This is a genomic window from Pseudomonas plecoglossicida NBRC 103162 = DSM 15088 (assembly GCF_000730665.1).
GTDB lineage: Bacteria > Pseudomonadota > Gammaproteobacteria > Pseudomonadales > Pseudomonadaceae > Aquipseudomonas > Aquipseudomonas plecoglossicida.
The window spans coordinates 56,207-74,109 of record NZ_BBIV01000030.1; the positions used below are offsets into that span (position 1 = coordinate 56,207).

Annotated in this window: 16 protein-coding genes; all 16 read left to right on the forward strand. The window is 64.3% G+C overall.

The window, feature by feature from the left end; translation table 11 throughout:
* The first annotated feature begins 24 nt into the window (after positions 1-24).
* A complete protein-coding gene (gene mraZ, locus PPL01S_RS17175) occupies positions 25-480 on the forward strand; it encodes a division/cell wall cluster transcriptional repressor MraZ (RefSeq protein ID WP_016395508.1) in 456 nt (151 codons plus the stop codon).
* Positions 477-1,424, forward strand: coding sequence for a 16S rRNA (cytosine(1402)-N(4))-methyltransferase RsmH (rsmH, locus tag PPL01S_RS17180; RefSeq protein ID WP_008097570.1), 948 nt, complete (start codon positions 477-479; stop codon positions 1,422-1,424). The genes mraZ and rsmH overlap by 4 nt, the downstream gene beginning before the upstream one ends.
* On the forward strand, positions 1,421-1,714 hold the full coding sequence (ftsL, locus tag PPL01S_RS17185) for a cell division protein FtsL (protein WP_016395509.1): 294 nt from the start codon (positions 1,421-1,423) through the stop codon (positions 1,712-1,714). The genes rsmH and ftsL overlap by 4 nt, the downstream gene beginning before the upstream one ends.
* Positions 1,714-3,447, forward strand: coding sequence for a peptidoglycan D,D-transpeptidase FtsI family protein (locus PPL01S_RS17190; protein ID WP_162176859.1), 1,734 nt, complete (start codon positions 1,714-1,716; stop codon positions 3,445-3,447). The genes ftsL and PPL01S_RS17190 overlap by 1 nt, the downstream gene beginning before the upstream one ends.
* Complete coding sequence (locus PPL01S_RS17195) at positions 3,444-4,934, forward strand: UDP-N-acetylmuramoyl-L-alanyl-D-glutamate--2,6-diaminopimelate ligase (protein ID WP_028625779.1); 1,491 nt, start codon at positions 3,444-3,446, stop codon at positions 4,932-4,934. Before PPL01S_RS17190 ends, PPL01S_RS17195 begins: the two co-directional genes overlap by 4 nt.
* Entirely contained in the window at positions 4,927-6,294 is a 1,368-nt protein-coding gene (locus PPL01S_RS17200; RefSeq protein ID WP_016395512.1) for a UDP-N-acetylmuramoyl-tripeptide--D-alanyl-D-alanine ligase, read from the forward strand. The genes PPL01S_RS17195 and PPL01S_RS17200 overlap by 8 nt, the downstream gene beginning before the upstream one ends.
* The gene (mraY, locus tag PPL01S_RS17205) at positions 6,294-7,376 is read left to right on the forward strand and encodes a phospho-N-acetylmuramoyl-pentapeptide-transferase (protein ID WP_016395513.1); all 1,083 of its coding nucleotides are present in this window, start codon (positions 6,294-6,296) and stop codon (positions 7,374-7,376) included. The genes PPL01S_RS17200 and mraY overlap by 1 nt, the downstream gene beginning before the upstream one ends.
* A 6-nt stretch (positions 7,377-7,382) precedes the next feature.
* Positions 7,383-8,729 (forward strand): UDP-N-acetylmuramoyl-L-alanine--D-glutamate ligase, encoded by a 1,347-nt coding sequence (murD, locus tag PPL01S_RS17210; protein WP_016395514.1) that lies wholly within the window; start codon positions 7,383-7,385, stop codon positions 8,727-8,729.
* Positions 8,726-9,940 carry a putative lipid II flippase FtsW gene (gene ftsW / locus PPL01S_RS17215; RefSeq protein WP_016395515.1) on the forward strand — a complete coding sequence of 405 codons (1,215 nt, stop codon included), beginning with the start codon at positions 8,726-8,728 and terminating at the stop codon, positions 9,938-9,940. Before murD ends, ftsW begins: the two co-directional genes overlap by 4 nt.
* Positions 9,930-11,009: an undecaprenyldiphospho-muramoylpentapeptide beta-N-acetylglucosaminyltransferase gene (gene murG / locus PPL01S_RS17220; protein ID WP_016395516.1), complete on the forward strand. Its 1,080-nt coding sequence runs from the start codon at positions 9,930-9,932 to the stop codon at positions 11,007-11,009. Before ftsW ends, murG begins: the two co-directional genes overlap by 11 nt.
* The gene (gene murC, locus PPL01S_RS17225; RefSeq protein WP_016395517.1) at positions 11,002-12,450 is read left to right on the forward strand and encodes a UDP-N-acetylmuramate--L-alanine ligase; all 1,449 of its coding nucleotides are present in this window, start codon (positions 11,002-11,004) and stop codon (positions 12,448-12,450) included. The genes murG and murC overlap by 8 nt, the downstream gene beginning before the upstream one ends.
* On the forward strand, positions 12,447-13,403 hold the full coding sequence (locus PPL01S_RS17230) for a D-alanine--D-alanine ligase (protein WP_016395518.1): 957 nt from the start codon (positions 12,447-12,449) through the stop codon (positions 13,401-13,403). The genes murC and PPL01S_RS17230 overlap by 4 nt, the downstream gene beginning before the upstream one ends.
* A 5-nt stretch (positions 13,404-13,408) precedes the next feature.
* The gene (locus tag PPL01S_RS17235; protein WP_016395519.1) at positions 13,409-14,278 is read left to right on the forward strand and encodes a cell division protein FtsQ/DivIB; all 870 of its coding nucleotides are present in this window, start codon (positions 13,409-13,411) and stop codon (positions 14,276-14,278) included.
* A gap of 14 nt (positions 14,279-14,292) precedes the next feature.
* Positions 14,293-15,555, forward strand: a complete 1,263-nt coding sequence (gene ftsA / locus PPL01S_RS17240; RefSeq protein WP_016395520.1) for a cell division protein FtsA — start codon at positions 14,293-14,295, stop codon at positions 15,553-15,555.
* Between the two features lie 55 nt (positions 15,556-15,610).
* Positions 15,611-16,807, forward strand: a complete 1,197-nt coding sequence (gene ftsZ / locus PPL01S_RS17245) for a cell division protein FtsZ (RefSeq protein ID WP_016395521.1) — start codon at positions 15,611-15,613, stop codon at positions 16,805-16,807.
* 112 nt (positions 16,808-16,919) lie between these two features.
* Positions 16,920-17,831, forward strand: a complete 912-nt coding sequence (gene lpxC / locus PPL01S_RS17250) for a UDP-3-O-acyl-N-acetylglucosamine deacetylase (protein WP_028625780.1) — start codon at positions 16,920-16,922, stop codon at positions 17,829-17,831.
* Positions 17,832-17,903: the final 72 nt, after the last annotated feature.

Consider the following 17,903-nt stretch of genomic DNA (forward strand, 5'->3'; position numbering starts at 1 on the left):
TTAACATTGTGGGGAATCGCAGCCGTGTTCCGCGGAGCCAACGCCGTCAGTCTCGATGCAAAGGGCCGTCTCGCCATGCCGAGCCGGTACCGTGACGAGCTTGATTCGCGTTGCAATGGTCAGCTGATCGTGACCATCGACGCTGTAGATCCCTGCTTGTGTGTTTATCCCCTCGATGAGTGGGAACAGATTGAAGCCAAGTTGCGTGCCTTGCCGTCGTTGCGTGAGGAAAACCGTCGCCTGCAGCGTTTGCTGATCGGTAATGCGGTGGACCTGGAGCTCGATGGCAGTGGTCGTTTCCTGGTGCCGCCCCGTCTGCGCGAGTACGCCAAGCTGGACAAGAAGGCGATGCTGGTGGGGCAGCTGAACAAATTCCAGCTGTGGGACGAGGATGCCTGGAACGTGGTTTCGGCAGCCGACCTTGCAGCTATCCAACAACCGGGCGCCATGCCCGACGATTTGCGTGACCTGATCCTGTGACCATAGATAGCGGCTTCAACCACATCACCGTCCTGCTCGACGAAGCTGTCGAGGCATTGGCCCTGCGCGCCGACGGTTGCTATCTGGACGGCACCTTCGGACGTGGCGGGCATAGCCGCCTGATCCTCAGCAAGCTCGGGCCGCAAGGTCGACTGCTGGGCTTCGACAAAGATCCTCAAGCGATTGCCACCGGGCAAGCGCTGGCGGCCGAAGACGGCCGCTTTGTCATTGTGCAGCGCAGCTTTGCCGAGCTGGGCGCCGAGGTGGCCGAGCGCGGCCTGGACGGCAAGGTCAGCGGCATCCTGCTCGACCTGGGGGTTTCCTCGCCGCAGCTGGATGACCCCGAGCGCGGCTTCAGCTTCCTCAATGATGGCCCGCTGGACATGCGCATGAACCCTGATCAGGGCATCAGTGCCGCCGAGTTCATCGCCACTGCACCTGTGGAAGAGATCGCCCGCGTATTCAAGGAGTACGGTGAAGAGCGTTTTGCCGGGCGCATGGCGCGCGCCGTGGTCGAGCGTCGCGAAAAGCAGCCGTTCACCCGTACCGCCGACCTGGCGGAAGTACTCAAGGTTGCCAATCCGGCGTGGGAGAAGGGCAAGAACCCGGCTACCCGCGCCTTCCAGGGGCTGCGCATCCACGTCAACAACGAACTGGGTGACCTCGAGACCGGCCTCGAAGCTGCACTCGATGCTCTGGAAGTCGGCGGCCGCCTGGCGGTGATCAGTTTCCACTCGCTGGAAGACCGCATCGTCAAGCTGTTCATGCGCAAGCTGGTCAAGGGCGAAGCTGATAACCTGCCGCGCAACCTGCCCGTGCAGCACAAGGTCTTCGAGCCGAAAATTCGCTTGATCGGCAAGGCGCAGTTCGCCTCCGAGGCTGAGCTCAAAGCCAACCCGCGGTCGCGCAGTGCCGTGATGCGGGTGGCGGAGAAGCTTCGGTGAGCCGGCTGTTCGCCAAACCTCTGCCAGGCGGAAGCTTCCTGATGCTTCTGCTGTTTGTCGCTGTGCTCGTTTCGGCCATCGCGGTGTCCTACAGCGCGCATTGGAATCGTCAGCTGCTCAATACCCTTTACGGTGAACTGAGCGAGCGTGACAAGGCCCAGGCCGAATGGGGGCGCCTGATCCTCGAGCAAAGCACCTGGACCGCTGCAAGCCGTATCGAAAGCCTGGCCTCCGAGCAACTGCAGATGCGCGTGCCGGCAGCGGATGAAGTGCGGATGGTGGCGCCATGATGAAGCTCGAAGGCGCACTCTACCCGTGGCGCTTCCGCGTCGTGATCGGCTTGCTGGCCGTGATGGTCGGTGCCATCTGCTGGCGCATCATCGACCTGCAGGTGGTCGACCGTGACTTCCTCAAGGGCCAGGGTGATGCGCGCAGCCTGCGCCATATTCCCATTCCGGCACACCGCGGCCTGATCACCGACCGTAATGGTGAGCCCCTGGCCGTCAGTACCCCGGTCACCACCCTGTGGGCCAACCCCAAGGAAATGCAGGCGTCCAAAGAACGCTGGCCGCAGCTGGCCGCCGCGCTCGGGCAGAACGCCCAGCAACTGACCGAGCGCCTGACCCAGCAGGCCGGCAAGGAATTCATCTACCTGGTCCGCGGCCTGACCCCGGAGCAGGGTCAGCATGTGCTCGACCTGAAGGTGCCAGGCGTATATGGCCTGGAAGAGTTCCGCCGCTTCTACCCGGCCGGTGATGTCACCGCGCACATGGTCGGCTTCACCGACCTCGACGACCACGGTCGGGAAGGGGTAGAGCTGGCCTACGATGAATGGCTGGCCGGGGTGCCCGGCAAGCGACAAGTGATCAAGGACCGGCGTGGCCGGCTGATCAAGGACATCCAGGTAACCAAGAACGCCAAGGCCGGCAAGGCCTTGGCGTTGTCCATCGACTTGCGCCTGCAGTACCTGGCCACCCGCGAGCTGCGCAACGCCATCGCCGAACAGGACGCCAAGGCCGGCAGTCTGGTGATCATGGACGTCAAGACCGGCGAAGTGCTGGCCATGGTCAACCAGCCGACCTACAACCCGAACAACCGCCGCAGCATGTTCCCGGCCGCCATGCGCAACCGGGCGATCATCGACGTGTTCGAACCGGGCTCGACGGTCAAGCCGATCTCCATGAGCGCTGCCCTGCAGAGCGGACGCTGGAAGCCTACCGACAAGGTCGAGGTGTATCCGGGCAGCCTGCAGATCGGCCGCTACACCATCAAGGACGTATCCAAGAGCGAAGGTCCGATCCTCGACCTGACCGGCATCCTGATCAACTCCAGTAACGTGGGCATGAGCAAGATCGCCTTCGATATCGGCGGCGAGGCCATCTACCGGGTCATGTCCCAGGTCGGCCTGGGCCAGTACACCGGCCTCGGCTTCCCGGGTGAACGCGTCGGCAACCTGCCGAACCACCGGGAATGGCGCAAGGCCGAAACGGCGACCCTGTCCTACGGCTACGGTGTGTCGGTGACCGCCCTGCAGCTGGTGCACGCCTACGCGGCGCTGGCCAACGACGGCAAGATGGTGCCGCTGTCGATCCTCAAGGTCGACAAGGCGCCCGAGACCGTGCAGGCGATCCCCAAGGAGACCGCCAAAACCGTGCAGGGCATGCTGCAGCAAGTGATCGAGGCGCCGCGCGGGGTGTTCCGTGCCCAGGTGCCGTTCTATCACGTGGCTGGCAAGTCCGGTACCGCACGTAAAGCCACTGTCGGCTCCAAGGGCTACACCGAAAACGCCTACCGCTCGCTGTTCGCCGGTTTCGGCCCGATGAGCGACCCACGCTATGCCATCGTCGTGGTCATCGACGAGCCCAGCAAAGGCGGTTACTTCGGTGGCCTGGTGTCGGCGCCGGTGTTCAGTAAGGTCATGTCGGGCACCCTGCGCCTGATGAACGTGCCGCCGGACAACCTGCCGCCGCCAACCGATCAGCAACAAGTGAATGCAGCACCCGCCAAGGGAGGGCGTGGATGATGACAATGCCATTGAGCAAGCTTTTCGCCCACGCCAGCCGCGATCCGCTGATTCGTGAGCTGACTCTGGACAGCCGCGCCGTGCGTCAGGGCGATTTGTTCCTGGCGGTACCCGGCGCCAAGGTCGATGGCCGCGAGCATATCGCCGATGCCCTGTCGCGCGGTGCTGCTGCTGTTGCGTACGAAGAGCTGGGCGCCAACGTGCTGCCGCTGACCGACGTGCCTCTGATTCCGGTCAAGGGCCTGATCGGCCAGCTGTCGCAGATCGCCGGCCGTTTCTATGGCGAGCCGAGCCGCCAACTGAACCTGGTCGGCGTGACCGGTACCAATGGCAAGACCAGCGTTACCCAGCTGGTGGCACAGGCGCTCGATGCGCTTGGCCAGCGCTGCGGCCTGATCGGCACTCTGGGCACCGGCTTCCATGGCGAGCTGCAGAGCGGCCGCTTGACCACGCCAGACCCGATCGCCGTGCAGTCGACCCTGTACGACCTGAAAAAAGGCGGCGCCAAGGCGGTGGCCATGGAGGTTTCCTCCCATGCCCTGGAACAGGGCCGTGTCGCTGCGCTGGAGTTCGATATCGCGGTAATGACCAACCTGTCCCGCGACCACCTCGACTACCACGGCAGCATGGAGGCCTATGAGGCCGCCAAAGCCAAGCTGTTCGCCTGGCCGAGCCTGCGTTGCCAGGTGGTCAATCTCGATGACGCCTTCGGTCGCCGTCTGGCGGATGACTTCGCCCGTCGTCCGAGTGCCGACCATGTCGAGACCCGGCTGCTCAGCTACAGCCTGGAAAACCCGGATGCCTCCCTGTACTGTCGCGAAGCCAGGTTCGATGACGATGGCGTGCGCGCAGTCCTGATCACCGCGCAGGGTGAGCGCACCTTGCGCAGCCAGCTGCTCGGTCGCTTCAACTTGAGCAACATGCTCGCTGCCGTGGCAACGCTGCTGGCCCTGGATTATTCGCTGGACGAGATCCTCAAGGTCACCCCGCAGCTGCAGGGGCCTGTAGGGCGCATGCAGCGCCTGGGCGGCGGCAAGAAACCGCTGGTGGTGGTCGATTACGCGCATACCCCCGACGCACTGGAAAAAGTACTCGAAGCCCTGCGCCCTCACGCCCATGGCCAGTTGCTCTGCCTGTTCGGTTGCGGCGGCGACCGCGATCGCGGCAAGCGCCCGCTGATGGCCCAGGTCGCCGAGCACCTGGCGGATCGCGTGCTGGTCACCGATGACAACCCGCGTACCGAAGACCCCCAGGGTATCTTCGCTGATATCCGCCCTGGTTTCGCCAAGCCTGCGGACGTCGAGTTCGTTGCCGGTCGCGGGGCGGCCATTGCCCAGATGATCGCTTCTGCCGCGGCCGACGATGTGATCGTCCTTGCCGGCAAGGGGCACGAGGATTACCAGGAGATCAATGGCGAACGCCATGATTTCTCCGATCTGGTCGAAGCCGAAAAGGCACTTGCAGCCTGGGAGGCTCCACATGCTTAAGCCCATGACACTCAGCCAGCTGACCGCGGCACTGGGTGCTCGCCAGGTCGGTGCAGACGCCAGCTTCACCGGTGTCAGCATCGACAGCCGCAGCGTCGGCGCCGGGCAGCTGTTCGTTGCCCTGACGGGGCCGCGTTTCGATGGCCACGATTACCTGGCCGATGTGAAGGCCAAGGGTGCCGTGGCGGCGCTGGTCGAGCACGAGATTGCCGATGTCGACCTGCCGCAGCTGGTGGTCACGGATTGCCGCATCGCGCTGGGTCAGCTGGGTGCGTTGAACCGCGCCGCGTTCGACAAGCCGGTGGTGGCCATCACCGGCTCCAGCGGCAAGACCACGGTCAAGGAGATGCTGGCCAGCATCCTGCGTACCCGTGGGCTGGTGCACGCGACCCGAGGCAACCTGAACAATGACCTGGGCGCACCGCTGACGCTGCTGGAGATTTCCCCGGAGCACAGCGCGGCAGTCATCGAGCTGGGTGCTTCGCGCATCGGCGAGATCCGCTACACCGTGGGGCTGACCCGGCCGCAGGTGGTCATCATCAACAACGCCGGCACCGCCCATGTAGGCGAGTTCGGTGGCCCGGAGAAGATCGTCGAGGCCAAGGGCGAAATCCTCGAAGGCCTGGGTGAGGGCGGCACAGCCATTCTCAACCTGGACGACAAGGCATTTGCCATCTGGAAAGCGCGCGCCGGCGCACACAAGGTCGTCAGTTTCGCCCGCGAAGACGTCCGTGCCGACTTTTATGCCACGGATATCGGTCGCGACGCGCGGGGCTGCCCATCGTTCACCTTGCATGGCGCTGGAGCGTTCGTGTCCGTGCAACTCAACGTGTTGGGCGAGCATAACGTCAGCAACGCGCTGGCCGCTGCCGCCGCCGCCCATGCCGTTGGTCTGAGCCTGAGCGGCATCGCCGCCGGCCTCGACGCCGTGCAACCGGTCAAGGGCCGCACCGTGGCGCAGATCGCCCCGAACGGTGTGCGGGTCATCGACGACAGCTACAACGCAAATCCCACCTCGATGTGCGCGGCCATTGATATACTCGCCGGCTTTTCCGGACGCACCGTTCTGGTGCTAGGGGATATCGGCGAACTGGGCCAGTGGGCGGAAGAAGGCCACCGTCAGGTGGGTGACTACGCACGTGGCAAGGTCGATGCCGTCTATGCAACGGGTACCAACATGATTCATGCGGTCAAGGCGTTCGGCGCCGATGGTCGTCATTTCGCTACGCAAGCTGAGCTGATCGAAGCCGTTCGCGCCGAGAGTGCCAGCGATACCACTATCTTGATCAAGGGCTCGCGCAGCGCTGCGATGGAAAACGTCGTGGCTGCATTGTGCGGTACCAGCGGGGAGAAACATTAATGCTGCTGCTGTTGGCTGAGTATCTGCAACAGTTCCACAAGGGCTTCGCGGTCTTCCAGTACCTGTCCCTGCGCGGGATCCTCGGTGTACTGACCGCGTTGTCACTGGCGCTGTGGCTGGGCCCGTGGATGATCCGCACCCTGCAGATCCGCCAGATCGGTCAGGCCGTCCGTAACGACGGCCCGCAATCGCACCTGTCGAAATCCGGCACTCCCACCATGGGCGGTGCCTTGATCCTGTCCGCCATCGGCATCAGCACCCTGCTGTGGGCCGACCTGACCAACCGCTACGTGTGGGTCGTGCTGATCGTCACCCTGTTGTTCGGTGCCATTGGCTGGGTCGACGACTACCGCAAGGTCATCGAAAAGAACTCGCGTGGCCTGCCGAGCCGCTGGAAGTATTTCTGGCAGTCGGTGTTCGGCCTGGGGGCCGCCGTGTTCCTCTACATGACTGCGCCTACCAGCGTCGAGACCACCCTGATCGTGCCGTTCCTCAAGGACGTCACCATCCCGCTGGGTGTCGGCTTCGTCGTTCTCACCTACTTCGTCATCGTCGGCTCGAGCAACGCGGTCAACCTGACCGACGGCCTCGATGGCCTGGCGATCATGCCAACGGTGATGGTCGGCGGCGCCCTGGGCATCTTCTGCTACCTGTCGGGCAACGTGAAATTCGCCGAATACCTGCTGATCCCCTATGTCCCGGGTTCGGGCGAGCTGATCGTGTTCTGCGGCGCGCTGATCGGCGCGGGCCTGGGCTTCCTGTGGTTCAACACCTATCCGGCCCAGGTGTTCATGGGTGACGTCGGTGCGCTGGCACTGGGCGCCGCACTGGGCACCATCGCGGTCATCGTCCGCCAGGAAATCGTACTGTTCATCATGGGCGGCATCTTCGTCGTGGAGACCCTGTCGGTGGTGATCCAGGTCGCTTCGTTCAAGCTGACCGGCAAGCGGGTATTCCGCATGGCACCGATCCATCACCACTTTGAACTCAAAGGCTGGCCCGAGCCTCGGGTGATCGTCCGCTTCTGGATCATCACCGTGATCCTGGTGCTGATCGGCCTTGCAACCCTGAAACTGAGGTAGACGAGCGTGTCACTGATCGCTTCCGACCAATTCCGCATCGTTGTCGGCCTCGGCAAGAGCGGCATGTCCCTGGTTCGCTTCCTGGCGAACCGGGGCATTGCCTTTGCGGTCGCCGACACCCGCGAGCAACCGCCGGAACTGGACACCCTGCGCCGTGATTACCCGCAGGTGGAAGTGCGTTGTGGGGAACTGGACGTGGACTTCCTGTGCCGCGCCAACGAACTGTACGTGAGCCCAGGCCTGGCCCTGGCCACACCGGCCTTGCAGCAGGCAGCGGCGCGTGGCGTCAAGCTGTCTGGCGATATCGAACTGTTCGCCCGCCATGCCAAGGCGCCGATCGTCGCCATCAGCGGCTCCAACGCCAAGAGCACCGTGACCACCCTCGTCGGCGAGATGGCCGCGAAGGCAGGCAAGCGTGTGGCGGTGGGCGGCAACCTGGGCACGCCAGCCCTGGACCTGCTCGGTGATGACGTCGAGCTGTATGTCATGGAGCTGTCGAGCTTCCAGCTGGAGACCACCGACCAGCTCAACGCCGAAGTGGCCACCGTGCTGAACATCAGCGAAGACCACATGGACCGCTACAGCGGCCTGCCTGCCTATCACCTGGCCAAGCACCGGATCTTCCGAGGTGCCCGTCAGGTCGTGGTCAATCGCCAGGATGCACTCAGCCGGCCGCTGCCTGTGGAAGGCCGGCCGTGCTGGACATTCGGCCTCAATGCACCGGACTTCAAGGCTTTCGGGCTGCGCGAAGTCGATGGCGAGAAACACCTGGCGTTCGAGTTCCAGACCCTGATGCCCGCGCGCGAACTCAAGATCCGTGGTGCGCACAACCAGAGCAATGCCCTGGCCGCCCTGGCCCTGGGCCATGCCGCGGGCCTGCCGTTCGCACCGATGCTCGAAGCCCTGCGCGAGTTCGCGGGCCTTGCCCATCGTTGCCAGTGGATACGCGAGCGCAACGGTGTGAACTGGTATGACGATTCCAAGGCCACCAACGTCGGCGCCGCGCTGGCTGCCATCGAAGGCCTGGGTGCGGACATCGAAGGCAAGCTGGTGCTGATTGCGGGTGGCGACGGCAAGGGGGCCGATTTTGCTGCCCTGCGCGAGCCGGTGGCACGTTTCTGCCGCGCCGTGGTGCTGCTCGGCCGTGATGCCGAACGCCTGGCCGAAGCGCTGGGCGATGGCGTGCCGCAGGTGAGGGTCAAGACCCTCGATGAGGCCGTGCAGCAATGCGCCGAGCTGGCCCAGCCAGGCGACGCCGTGTTGCTGTCGCCCGCCTGCGCCAGCCTCGACATGTTCAAGAACTTCGAAGAACGCGGGCGCCTGTTCGCCCAGGCGGCGGAGGGGCTGGCATGATCTTCGGCATCCTCAAGCCCTATCCGTCGCCGCTGATCAGCGGCCGTGGCATCGACCTCGACTTCGCCTTCCTGGCCGGTTGCATGGCGCTGCTTGGCCTGGGCCTGGTGATGATTACCTCGGCGTCCTCGGAAGTGGCCGCGGTGCAGTCCGGCAACCCGCTGTACCACATGTTCCGCCACCTGGTGTACGTGTTCCTCGGCGTGGTCGCCTGCGGCGCGACCATGATGGTGCCGATCGCCACCTGGCAGCGCATGGGCTTCATGATGCTGATCGGTGCCTTCGGCCTGCTGGTCCTGGTACTGGTGCCGGGTATCGGCCGCGAAGTGAACGGCTCCATGCGCTGGATCGGCTTCAGCTTCTTCAACGTGCAGCCGTCGGAAATCGCCAAGGTGTTCGTGGTCATCTACCTGGCAGGCTATCTGGTAAGGCGGCAGACCGAGGTGCGCGAAACCTGGATGGGCTTCTTCAAGCCGTTCATCGTGCTGCTCCCCATGGCCGCCTTGCTGCTGATGGAGCCGGACTTTGGCGCCACCGTGGTCATGATGGGCGCGGCGGCGGCCATGCTGTTCCTGGGCGGGGTGGGGCTGTTCCGCTTCAGCCTGATGGTGGTGCTGGCGGTGCTGGCGGTGTTCGTGCTGGTTCAGGCGCAGCCGTACCGGATGGCGCGCCTTATCACGTTCACCGATCCCTGGTCGGACCAGTTCGGCTCGGGCTACCAGCTGACCCAGGCGCTGATCGCCTTCGGTCGTGGCGAGTGGCTGGGCGTAGGCCTGGGCAACAGCGTGCAGAAGCAGTTCTACCTGCCTGAGGCGCATACCGACTTCGTGTTCTCGGTGCTGGCCGAAGAACTCGGCGTGGTCGGCTCGCTGGTGACCATCGCACTGTTCGTCTTCGTCACCGTGCGTGCCCTGTACATCGGCCTGTGGGCCGAAAAGGCCAAGCAGTTCTTCGCGGCCTACATGGCCTTCGGCCTGGCATTCCTGTGGATCGGCCAGTTCCTGATCAACATCGGGGTGAACGTCGGCCTGCTGCCGACCAAGGGCCTGACCCTGCCGTTCCTCAGCTACGGGGGCAGCTCCCTGGTGATCTGCTGCGTCTGCGTGGGGCTGCTGCTGCGCATCGAATGGGAGAGCCGAACCCACCTGGGCAGCGAAGAGCACGAATTCAAGGAAAGCGATTTTGCCGAGGAGACCAGTCATGGCCGCTGACGGCAAGAACGTACTGATCATGGCCGGCGGCACCGGGGGCCACGTGTTCCCGGCCCTGGCCTGCGCCCGCGAATTCCAGGCCCGCGGCTACAGCGTGCACTGGCTGGGCACGCCACGTGGCATCGAGAACGAACTGGTGCCCCAGGCCGGTTTGCCGTTGCACCTGATCCAGGTCACAGGCCTGCGTGGCAAGGGCAAGCTGTCGCTGCTCAAGGCGCCGTTCACCCTGGTCAAGGCAGTGCTGCAGGCGCGACGCATCGTTCGCCAGCTCAAGCCGGTCTGCGTGGTGGGCTTCGGCGGTTACGTCACCGGTCCCGGCGGCGTCGCTGCACGGCTGTGCGGCGTGCCTCTGGTGATCCACGAGCAGAACGCCCGCGCGGGTACCGCCAATCGGTTGCTGGTGCCGTTGTCGGCACGCGTCTGCGAAGCTTTCCCCGGCACTTTCGAGGCCAGCGACAAGCTGCGTACCACCGGCAACCCGGTGCGTGCGGAGCTGTTCATGGACGCGCAGCGCGCGCCCTTGGCCGAGCGCCGTGCCCGACTGTTGGTCATGGGCGGCAGCCTGGGTGCGGAACCATTGAACAAATTGTTGCCTAAGGCCCTGTCCGAAGTGCCCGCAGGCTTGCGCCCCGAGGTGTTCCACCAGGCCGGCAAGAACCACGCGCCGATCACCGCCGAGCGTTATCACGAGGCAGGTGTCGAGGCTCAGGTAGAGCCGTTCATCAAGGACATGGCCCACGCCTATGGCTGGGCCGACATGGTGGTGTGCCGGGCCGGTGCCCTGACCGTCAGCGAACTCGCTGCGGCGGGCCTGCCTTCGATGCTGGTGCCCTTGCCCCATGCGATCGACGACCACCAGACCCACAACGCCCAATATCTGGCTCGGGAAGGCGCCGCCTTCCTCATGCCGCAAGCGACAACTGGCGCAGCGCAGCTCGCTGAACGCCTGAACGAGGTGCTGATGCAACCCGAGAAACTCAACACCATGGCAGGCACCGCACGGCGCCTGGCCAAACCTGCTGCAACTAGCACCGTGGTCGATATCTGCCTGGAGGTGGCCCATGGTTGAAAGCCAGAAAGCCATGCCCCAGCCGAAGATGGGCCGTATCCGTCGTATCCACTTCGTCGGTATCGGCGGTGTGGGCATGTGCGGCATCGCCGAAGTGCTGCTGAACCTGGGCTATGAAGTGTCCGGCTCCGACCTGAAGGCCTCGCCAGTCACCGAGCGCCTGGAATCGTTCGGCGCCGAGATCTTCGTCGGCCACCGTGCCGAGAACGCCGCCAACGCCGATGTGCTGGTGGTGTCCAGCGCCATCAACCCGGCCAACCCGGAAGTCGCCACTGCCCTGGAGCGTCGTATTCCAGTCGTGCCGCGCGCCGAAATGCTCGCCGAACTGATGCGCTATCGCCACGGCGTGGCAGTGGCCGGTACCCACGGCAAGACCACCACCACCAGCCTGCTGGCCTCGGTGTTCGCCGCCGGTGGCCTGGACCCGACCTTCGTCATCGGTGGGCGCCTGACCGCCGCCGGCACCAATGCGCAGCTGGGCACCAGCCGCTACCTGATCGCCGAAGCCGACGAGAGCGACGCCAGCTTCCTGCACCTGCAGCCGATGGTTGCCGTGGTCACCAACATCGACGCTGACCACATGGCGACCTACGAAGGTGACTTCAACAAGCTGAAGAAGACCTTCGTCGAGTTCCTCCACAACCTGCCGTTCTATGGCCTGGCGGTGATGTGCCTGGACGACCCGGTGGTGCGCGAGATTCTGCCGCAGGTCAAGCGCCCGACCGTCACCTATGGCTTCAGCGATGAGGCCGACATCCGCGCCATCAACGTGCGCCAGCAGGGCATGCAGACCCACTTCACCGTGCTGCGCCGCGACCGCGAGCCGCTCGAGGTGTCGGTGAACATGCCTGGCAACCACAACGTGCTCAACGCCTTGGCCACCATCGCCATCGCCACCGACGAAGGCATCAGCGACGAAGCCATCGTCCAGGGCCTGTCCGGCTTCCAGGGCGTCGGCCGACGTTTCCAGGTCTACGGCGAGCTGCCGGTCGAAGGCGGCAGCGTGATGCTGGTCGACGACTACGGCCACCACCCGACCGAAGTGGCCGCGGTGATCAAGGCCGTGCGTGGCGGCTGGCCGAGCCGTCGCCTGGTCATCGTCTACCAGCCGCACCGCTACAGCCGCACACGCGACCTGTACGACGACTTCGTTCAGGTGCTGGGCGATGCCAACGTGCTGCTGCTGATGGAAGTGTACCCGGCCGGCGAAGAGCCAATCCCCGGTGCCGACAGCCGCCAGCTGTGCCACAGCATCCGCCAGCGCGGCAAGCTCGACCCGATCTACATCGAACGTGGCGCGGAGCTCGCGCCGCTGGTCCAGCCGCTGCTGCGTGCCGGTGACATCCTGCTGTGCCAGGGTGCCGGTGATGTCGGTGGCCTGGCCCCGCAACTGATGAAAAGCCCGCTGTTCGCAGGCGCCAAGAAGGAGAAGTCGAAATGACCAGCGCCTACGACAAGCTGCATTCCACCCTCGACGTGAAGGCCTTCGGTCGCGTCGCCGTGCTGTACGGCGGCAAGAGCGCCGAGCGTGAAGTGTCGCTGAAGTCCGGCGCCGCCGTGATCGACGCGCTGACCAGCGCCGGTGTCGACGTGGTCGCCATCGACGTGGGCGACGACCTGCTGACCCGCCTGCAGAGCGAGAAGATCGACCGCGCCTTCATCATCCTCCACGGCCGCGGCGGTGAAGACGGCAGCATGCAAGGCCTGCTCGAGTGCCTGGGCATCCCCTACACCGGCAGTGGCATCCTTGCTTCCGCACTGGCCATGGACAAGCTGCGCACCAAGCAGGTGTGGCAGAGCCTGGGGATTCCGACCCCGCGTCACGCGGTGCTGGCCAGCGAACACGATTGTGTTGCCGCCGGCGCGGAACTGGGCTTCCCGTTGATCGTCAAACCAGCCCATGAAGGTTCCAGCATCGGCATGGCCAAGGTGAACAGCGTGGAAGAGCTGGTCGCCGCCTGGAAAGATGCCGCCAAGTACGATTCCCAGGTCCTGGTCGAACAATGGATTCACGGTCCGGAGTTCACCATCGCCGTTCTGCGTGGCCAGGTGCTGCCGCCGATCGCCCTGGGTACGCCACACGTGTTCTACGACTACGACGCCAAGTACATCGCCAATGACACCCAGTACCGCATTCCGTGCGGCCTGGACAGTGTCAAGGAGCAGGAACTGATCGCCCTGACCGCGCGCGCCTGCGATGCCATCGGCATCGAAGGCTGGGGCCGGCTGGACGTGATGCAGGACGAGCAGGGCCGGTTCTGGCTGCTCGAAGTCAACACCGCACCCGGCATGACCGACCATAGCCTGGTGCCCATGGCGGCCCGCGCGGCCGGTCTGGACTTCCAGCAACTGGTGCTGGCGATCCTGGCCGACAGCGTAGCGACGCGAGGTTAACCATCATGCAAGGCGCGATGATACGTCAGCAGCAACCCGTTACCGGTCGAAGCAAGCCGGTGCCGCGCGGTGCCAGCCGACTGGTGGCTGACGAGCCCGTATCGGCGCGCCTGCCACGCCCCAGCCTGGGCGGCCTCAAGCGCCTGCTGTGGCCGGTGCTGCTGGTGGCTGCCGGCTTTGGTGCCTACGAAGGCGCCATCCGGCTCATGCCCTACGCCGACCGGCCGATCACCAAGATCGACGTGCAGGGCGACCTCAGCTACATCAGCCAGCAGTCGGTACAGCAGCGTATCGCCCCGTATGTGGCCGCGAGCTTCTTCACTGTCGACCTCACGGCGATGCGCGCCGAACTCGAGCAGATGCCGTGGATCGCCCATGCCGAAGTTCGCCGGGTCTGGCCCGACGAAGTGGTGATCCGCCTGGAAGAACAGCTGCCGGTGGCGCGCTGGGGCGACGAGGCCTTGCTCAACAACCAGGGCCAAGCCTTCACCCCGCGCGAGCTGGCCAATTACGAGCACCTGCCGCAGCTGGCCGGGCCGCAGCGCGCTCAGCAACAAGTCATGCAGCAGTATCAGGTGTTGAGCCAGATGCTGCGCCCCCTGGGCTTCTCCATCGCTCGCCTGGAACTGCGCGAGCGGGGCAGCTGGTTCCTGACCACCGGCTCAGGCAGTGCCGGGCCAGGCATCGAGCTGTTGTTGGGGCGCGACCATCTGGTGGAGAAGATGCGCCGTTTCATTGCCATTTACGACAAGACACTCAAAGAGCAGATCACCAACATCGCCCGCATTGATCTGCGTTATTCCAACGGACTTGCCGTTGGCTGGCGGGAACCGAACGCACCGACGACGGCCCAACCCGCCGTTGCGAAGAATTAGAGAGAGGCAGGACCATGGCAAACGCGCATAGCGGCAAAATGATCGTCGGGCTGGACATCGGCACCTCCAAGGTGGTGGCGCTGGTGGGTGAAGTGGGCGAGGACGGTACCCTGGATATCGTGGGTATCGGCACCCATCCGTCCCGCGGCCTGAAGAAGGGCGTGGTGGTGAACATCGAGTCGACCGTGCAGTCGATCCAGCGTGCGGTGGAAGAAGCCCAGCTGATGGCCGGCTGCCGCATCCACTCGGCGTTCGTCGGCGTGGCCGGCAACCATATCCGCAGCCTGAACTCCCACGGCATTGTCGCCATCCGCGACCGCGAAGTCAGCGTGGCGGACCTCGAGCGCGTGCTCGACGCTGCCCAGGCCGTGGCCATCCCGGCTGACCAGCGCGTGCTGCACACCCTGCCGCAGGACTACGTGATCGACAACCAGGAAGGCGTGCGCGAGCCGCTGGGGATGTCCGGTGTGCGTCTGGAGGCCAAGGTCCATGTGGTCACCTGCGCGGTCAACGCGGCGCAGAACATCGAGAAGTGCGTGCGCCGCTGCGGCCTGGAAATCGACGACATCATCCTCGAGCAGCTGGCCTCGGCCTACTCGGTGCTGACCGACGATGAGAAGGAACTGGGCGTGTGCCTGGTGGACATCGGTGGCGGCACCACCGACATCGCCATCTTCACCGAAGGCGCCATTCGTCACACCGCGGTCATCCCGATCGCCGGCGACCAGGTGACCAACGACATCGCCATGGCCCTGCGCACGCCGACTCAGTATGCCGAGGAAATCAAGATCCGTTATGCCTGCGCCCTGGCCAAGCTGGCCAGCGCCGGTGAAACCATCAAGGTGCCGAGCGTGGGCGACCGCCCACCGCGCGAGCTGTCGCGCCAGGCCCTGGCCGAGGTGGTGGAGCCTCGTTACGACGAGCTTTTCACCCTGATCCAGGCAGAGCTGCGCCGCAGCGGCTACGAGGACCTGGTGCCAGCCGGCATCGTCCTCACCGGCGGCACCGCGAAGATGGAAGGCGCCGTGGAACTGGCCGAGGAAATCTTCCACATGCCGGTACGCCTGGGCGTACCGCACAGCGTTCGGGGGCTGAGCGATGTGGTGCGCAACCCGATCTATTCCACCGGCGTGGGCTTGCTCACCTATGGCCTGCTGAAGCAGTCCGAGGACATGGTCCTGACCGGTAACAGCAACAGCAGCAACAACAGCTATGGCGATGAACCGAAGGCCCCAGTGCTTGAGCGCTTCAAGCGGTGGGTCCAGGGCAACTTCTAAGTTTCAAAGCAGTAGTGGTAGGCGCAACAACTAGAGAACTGTAAGGAGAGGGAAAATGTTCGAGCTCGTAGACAACGTCCCGCAAAGCCCGGTCATCAAGGTGATCGGCGTCGGCGGTGGCGGCGGCAACGCCGTCAACCACATGGTGAAGAGCAGCATCGAAGGCGTCGAGTTCATCTGCGCCAACACCGATGCCCAGGCGCTGAAAAACATCGGCGCACGCACCATCCTGCAACTGGGTACCGGCGTGACCAAGGGTCTGGGTGCTGGTGCCAATCCGGAAGTCGGCCGCCAGGCCGCGCTGGAAGACCGTGAGCGCATCGCCGAGGTGCTGCAGGGCACCAACATGGTGTTCATCACCACCGGCATGGGTGGCGGTACCGGTACCGGTGCGGCACCGATCATCGCCGAAGTGGCCAAGGAAATGGGCATTCTCACCGTTGCAGTGGTGACCCGTCCGTTCCCGTTCGAAGGCCGCAAGCGCATGCAGATCGCCGATGAAGGCATCCGCATGCTGGCCGAGAGCGTCGACTCGCTCATCACCATTCCCAACGAGAAACTGCTGACCATCCTGGGCAAGGATGCCAGCCTGCTGTCCGCCTTTGCCAAGGCTGACGATGTACTGGCCGGTGCCGTGCGCGGTATCTCCGACATCATCAAGCGTCCAGGCATGATCAACGTCGACTTTGCCGACGTGCGCACCGTGATGGGCGAGATGGGCATGGCGATGATGGGTACCGGTTGCGCCAGCGGCCCGAACCGTGCACGCGAAGCCACCGAAGCTGCGATCCGCAACCCACTGCTCGAAGACGTCAACCTGCAGGGCGCCCGCGGCATCCTGGTGAACATCACCGCAGGTCCTGACCTGTCGCTGGGTGAGTACTCCGATGTGGGTAGCATCATCGAAGCCTTCGCCTCCGACCACGCGATGGTCAAGGTCGGCACCGTGATCGACCCGGACATGCGCGACGAACTGCACGTGACCGTGGTTGCCACGGGTCTGGGCGCGCGCATCGAGAAGCCTGTCAAGGTGGTCGACAACACCCTGCAGACCGCTCAGCAGGCCTACGAGGCTTCCAATCCTGCACCGGTTCGCCAGGAGCAGTCGGCGGTCAACTACCGTGACCTGGAGCGTCCGACGGTGATGCGCAACCAGGCCCATGCAGGTGCAGCCGCGGCAGCTAAACTCAACCCTCAGGATGACCTCGACTACCTGGATATCCCGGCCTTCCTGCGTCGTCAGGCCGATTGATGGAATTTATCAGGGGTATAAGGGTGATTGGTGTTCAGCAAAGGCCGGGTCTGTTATCATCCCCAGCCTTTGTTGATACCTGTTCGCAATTTGCGCTGAAGCGGCCAATGCCATGATTAGACAACGCACCCTGAAGAATACCATCCGTGCCACCGGCGTCGGCCTGCACTCCGGGGAGAAGGTCTACCTGACCCTCAAGCCTGCGCCTGTCGACACCGGCATCGTCTTCCGTCGCGCCGATCTCGACCCTGTGGTCGAAATTGCGGCGCGCGCGGCCAATGTGGGCGAGACCACCATGTCCACCACGCTGGTCAACGGTGACGTCAAGGTCGATACGGTCGAGCATCTGCTCTCCGCCATGGCGGGCCTGGGCATCGATAACGCCTACGTCGAGCTCTCCGCCTCGGAAGTGCCGATCATGGATGGCAGCGCCGGTCCCTTCGTATTCCTGATTCAGTCTGCCGGCCTGGAAGAACAGGACGCAGCCAAGAAGTTCATCCGCATCCTGCGCGAAGTGACAGTGGTGGAGGGCGACAAGAGCGCCACCTTCCTGCCGTTCGACGGGTTCAAGGTGAGCTTCGAGATCGACTTCGATCATCCGGTCCTCAAGGGCCAGACCCAGAGTGCGGTCGTCGACTTCTCCAGCACCTCGTTCGTGAAGGAAGTCAGCCGCGCCCGTACCTTCGGCTTCATGCGTGACATCGAGTACCTGCGCAAGCACAACCTTGCGCTGGGCGGCAGTGTCGAGAACGCCATCGTGGTCGACGAGACTGGTGTGCTCAACGAAGACGGCCTTCGTTCCGATGACGAATTCGTCAAGCACAAGATCCTCGACGCCATTGGCGACCTCTACCTGCTGGGCAACTGCCTGATCGGCGAGTTCAAGGGCTACAAGTCCGGCCACGCGCTGAACAACCAGCTGCTGCGCAAGCTCATCAGTGAAACCGACGCCTGGGAAGTGGTCACTTTCGAAGATGCCAGCACGGCACCGATCTCGTACATGCGCCCTGTTGCGGCCGTGTAAGTTCGAACACTCTCTAGTTCATTGAGGCCACCTTCGGGTGGCCTTTTTTATGGTGCCTGCCTTGGGTTTTGG